This window comes from Pseudorhodobacter sp. (assembly GCF_030452865.1).
Lineage (GTDB): Bacteria > Pseudomonadota > Alphaproteobacteria > Rhodobacterales > Rhodobacteraceae > Pseudorhodobacter.
The window spans coordinates 1-3,289 of sequence record NZ_JAKDLJ010000387.1 but is presented as its reverse complement, the minus strand read 5'-3'; the positions used below and the strand labels follow the sequence as shown (position 1 = coordinate 3,289).

2 protein-coding genes and 2 pseudogenes are annotated in these 3,289 nt (G+C 57.8%); all 4 read right to left on the bottom strand.

Annotation, left to right across the window (positions count from 1 at the left end; translation table 11 throughout):
* Positions 1-49: 49 nt before the first annotated feature.
* Positions 50-1,174, bottom strand: a pseudogene (locus L0H65_RS16825) (ABC transporter ATP-binding protein); the annotation flags it as partial.
* Positions 1,171-1,983 carry an ABC transporter permease gene (locus L0H65_RS16820; protein WP_301460373.1) on the bottom strand — a complete coding sequence of 271 codons (813 nt, stop codon included), beginning with the start codon at positions 1,981-1,983 and terminating at the stop codon, positions 1,171-1,173. The gene L0H65_RS16820 and the pseudogene L0H65_RS16825, both read right to left, overlap by 4 nt.
* An 8-nt stretch (positions 1,984-1,991) precedes the next feature.
* Positions 1,992-2,948: an ABC transporter permease gene (locus L0H65_RS16815; RefSeq protein ID WP_301460376.1), complete on the bottom strand. Its 957-nt coding sequence runs from the start codon at positions 2,946-2,948 to the stop codon at positions 1,992-1,994.
* Positions 2,949-2,950: 2 nt separating this feature from the next.
* Positions 2,951-3,289, bottom strand: a pseudogene (locus L0H65_RS16810) (peptide ABC transporter substrate-binding protein); the annotation flags it as partial.

Here is a 3,289-nt window from a genome sequence, read left to right as displayed (position 1 = left end):
TGCAAAAACGCGAAAACGTGGCCTATCTGTTCATCACCCATGATCTTGCGACAGTCTGACGCGGATTCATCGCGACATCGGCCATCTGATAGATCATCTGCACCTCCCGCAGGTCATCGCGCCCGCGTTTTTCAAACTCCGCTGGCAGGATGCGGCCGTTGAAGGAGATGGTGCCGGAGGTCGGCGGCAATAGTCCGGTGATAACCCGTGCCAGCGTTGATTTGCCGGAGCCGGACTCGCCAACCACAGCAAGGGTTTGCGCCTCGGCGAGCTCCACATTCACGTCTTTCAGAACATCGAAGGTGGTGCCGCGATAGCGGGCGGTGATGCTATTGACCGACAGCACCGACACGCCACCGGTCTTTTCCTTGTGATTGATGGAGCGGACCGAAACCAGCGCCTTGGTATATTCCTCGGTCGGGGAATTGATGATGTGGTCGGTATTGCCATATTCCACCATGCCGCCACCTTGCAGCACCAGAATATGATCGGCGACCTGTGCCACCACCGCCAGATCATGCGTGATATAGAGTGCGGCAACCCCGGTATCGACGATCGCCTCCTTGATTGCGGCCAGCACTTCGATTTGTGTCGTCACGTCCAAAGCGGTAGTCGGTTCGTCAAAAACCACAAGATCGGGTTTCGGACAAAGCGCCATCGCCGTCATCACCCGTTGCAACTGCCCGCCGGAGACCTGATGCGGATAGCGGTTGCCGATGGTTTCAGGCTTCGGCAGGCCAAGGCGGCGAAACAGGCTGATCGCGCGCTCCTGTGCTTCCGATTTACTCATCAAGCCATGGTGCAAGGTCGCTTCGATCACCTGTTCCATCAGCTTTTTCGCCGGGTTGAAGGCAGCGGCGGCGGATTGGGCGACATAGGTGACTTCCCGGCCGCGCAGCGCACGCAATCCGTTCGGGCGTTCTTGTAAAACATCACGTCCGTTGACAAAAACCTTGCCCCCCGTGATGCGCACGCCGCCCCGGCCGTAAGCCATTGACGACAGGCCAATGGTGGATTTGCCGGCACCGGATTCCCCGATCAGGCCAAGCACCTTGCCCTTTTCAAGCTCGAAACTGACATGCTCGACAATGGTGATATCGCGCGGAGGCTCCCCCGGTGGGTAGGCGGTGGCTTCGATTTTCAGATCCTTGACCTGCAAAAGACAATCGCTCATCCCCGGCCTCCTTTCAGGCTGGTCGTGCGGTTCAGCACCCAATCGGCGACCAGATTGACCGAGATTGCCAATGAAGCGATAGCGAAAGCCGGGATCAGGGCGGCGGTGATGCCGTAGACGATCCCCTCCTTGTTTTCCTTCACGATGCCGCCCCAGTCGGCCAGCGGCGGCTGTACGCCAAGGCCAAGGAAGGACAGGGTTGAGATGAATAGAACCGCAAAGATGAAGCGCAGACCCATTTCCGCGATCAGCGGCGAGAGCGCGTTCGGCAGGATTTCACGAAAGATGATCCACAACTGCTTCTCACCACGAAGGCGCGCCGCCTCCACATAATCCATCACTGTGATATCGACGGCAACAGCGCGGGACAGGCGAAAAACCCGCGTGCTGTCCAAAAACCCCATGACAAGGATAAGGACGGGTAGAGTCACCGGCAGCACAGACAGCACCACGAGCGCCGAGATCAGCGACGGGATCGACATGATCAGATCAACCATCCGGCTGAGAAACTGGTCCACCCAGCCGCCGCGCACAGCCGCCAGAAAGCCCAATGCAGCGCCCATCGAAAATGACAGGATGGTTGAGGCCGTGGCCACAAATATTGTAACCTGCCCGCCATAGATCATGCGCGACAGGAGATCGCGCCCGATGGTATCAGTGCCAAGCCAATGCGCCCAGGACGCCGGCTCCCAGCTATCGCCAACGATTTCGGCCATGCCATAAGGCGCGATGAGATCGGCAAAGATCGCTGCGAAGAAATACAGCCCGGTGAAGAACAACCCGATCAGGGCCGCGAGTGGAATACGCATAGCCCCCCCTATTTCGGATGCCGCAAACGCGGGTTTGCAAGGATGGAAACGACATCGGCGACCAGGTTCAACCCGATATAGACCGCCGCGAAGACAAGCCCGCAAGCCTGCACCACCGGCACATCACGCTTGGACACATGGTCGACCAGATATTGCCCCATGCCGGGATAGACAAAGACCACCTCGACCACGACCACGCCGACCACCAGATAGGCGAGGTTGAGCATGACGACATTGACCACCGGCGCAATCGCGTTCGGAAAGGCGTGCCGCGCGATGATGGTGAACTTGCGCAAACCTTTCAGTTCCGCGGTCTCGACGTAAGCCGATTGCATCACATTCAGGATCGCCGCCCGCGTCATCCGCATCATGTGACCGAGAACGACCAGAACCAGCACGATCACCGGCAGCGCGATAGCGTTGAGTTTTTCAAAAAAGGACATGCTGTCGTAAACGGTTGCCAGCGATGGAAAGACGCGGAATTTCACCGACAGAATGAAAATCGCAATGTACCCCAGCAGGAATTCCGGCACTGATACCGTGGCAAGGGTGATCGAGGAGATAACGCGGTCCGGCCAACGCCCTTGGTAGCGCACCGCAATCAGGCCCAGCGTGATCGCCAAAGGCACAGCGATCACCGCAGCGGTCGCCGCCAGAAACAGAGTATTGCCCAAGCGCTTGCCCATCGCAGATGCAATATCCTGCCCGTTGCTGAGCGCGGTGCCAAGATCTCCGTGCATCGCTTTGAAAAGCCATTCGAAATATCGTGTCAGCGCCGGGTCGTTCAGGCCAAGCTGTTCACGCAGGTTGGCCAATGACTCCGCCGTTGCCGATTGGCCGAGGATGGATTGCGCCACATCTCCCGGCAAAATCTGTGTGCCGACAAAAATCAAAACGGAGGCCGCAATAAGCAAAAGTATGCCCAGCGCTAAACGCTGGGCAATGAGGGTTAAAACCGGATGCACCGTCAGGCCATCCAGCACTTGATAGCAGCTTGGTCGTTCATCATGTCGCCATTCGGGTTTGAAACCCAACCCGCGATCTTGTCGCTGTAGGAGTCAAGGAAGTCGTTGAACATCGGGAGGAGCAAGCCGCCCTCATCACGCACAATATCCGCCATTTCGCGGTACATCGCCTTGCGCTTGTCTTGATCCAGCTCTGCGCGCGCCTGCATCAGCAGATCGTCAAAATGCGCATTCTTGAACTTGGTATCGTTCCATTCCGCAGTGGAGATATAGGCAGTTGCATACATCTGATCCTGCGTCGGACGCCCGCCCCAATAGGAGGCGCAGAAGGGTTGCTTGTT

Bases quoted from the DNA above. Each gene is read 5' to 3' on its own strand.
- L0H65_RS16820 (WP_301460373.1), bottom strand. From the start codon at position 1,983: ATGCGTATTCCACTCGCGGCCCTGATCGGGTTGTTCTTCACCGGGCTG.